Origin of the sequence: Actinomadura sp. 7K507 (genome assembly GCF_004348425.1) — a bacterium.
Classification (GTDB): domain Bacteria; phylum Actinomycetota; class Actinomycetes; order Streptosporangiales; family Streptosporangiaceae; genus Spirillospora.
Genome location: NZ_SMKK01000554.1, coordinates 1 through 714 on the forward strand (window position 1 = coordinate 1; position 714 = coordinate 714).

The 714-nt window shown below is 70.9% G+C and carries 2 protein-coding genes; one reads left to right on the top strand and one right to left on the bottom strand.

The window, feature by feature from the left end:
* Window positions 1–355 (top strand): STAS domain-containing protein (locus tag E1285_RS46380; RefSeq protein ID WP_165967065.1); only part of this gene is annotated, 355 nt, incomplete at its 5' end.
* Window position 356: 1 nt separating this feature from the next.
* On the opposite strand, the gene E1285_RS47045 is transcribed toward E1285_RS46380, so the two are convergent.
* Window positions 357–714: hypothetical protein (locus tag E1285_RS47045; RefSeq protein WP_207947326.1), on the bottom strand; the 358-nt coding region annotated here is incomplete at its 5' end.

Below are 714 nucleotides of genomic sequence, written 5' to 3' on the forward strand. Positions count from 1 at the left end.
GTCCGAACTCATGATCACCACGACGGCGGCCGGGGACGGCGACCACACGGTCGTCCACCTGTCCGGGGTGCTCGACGACGTCACGGTGCCGCGGCTCGGCGACACGCTGACCAGGCTCGTCGAGGGCAACCTGCGGCATCTGATGGTGCGGATGCACGACCGGCTCGGCGTCCGCAGCGACCCGCTGCCGATCCTGCTCGGCATCCGCTGGCGCGTCGCCGCCGAGGGCGGCTGCCTGGCGCTGCCGGCGCTGCCCGCCAAGCTCCGCCGGATCATCGACCGCGAGGGCCTGGGCTCGGTCTTCACCGGCTGCCGCTCCATCGAGGACCGCATGCTCGGCACCGAACCGGCCTGACTCAACTGCCGTTCGAGCGGTGACCGTCCGCAGCGGCCGCCCGCGGTGAACTCCGGCGCGATTTCGCGACCGTCCCGTTCGCCCGGGCGGCCCTGCTTTTCCCGGCCCCGCTCTTCGCGGCCCCGTCCTTTGCAGCTCCGTCCTTTGCGGCTCCGTCCTTTGCGGCCCCGCTCTTCGCAGCCCTGCTCTTTACGGCCTTGCTTTCAGCGGCGCGGTTCTCATCAGCCCGCACAGGTACACCGGTGCGCTCGAACGTCAGGATGTGCGCGGGCTTGACGCGCGGGTCGAGACGGACGTAGTTCGACTGGTGCCAGGTGTAGGTGGTGCCGTCGAGTTGGTCGGTGACGGTGTGGGGGTGG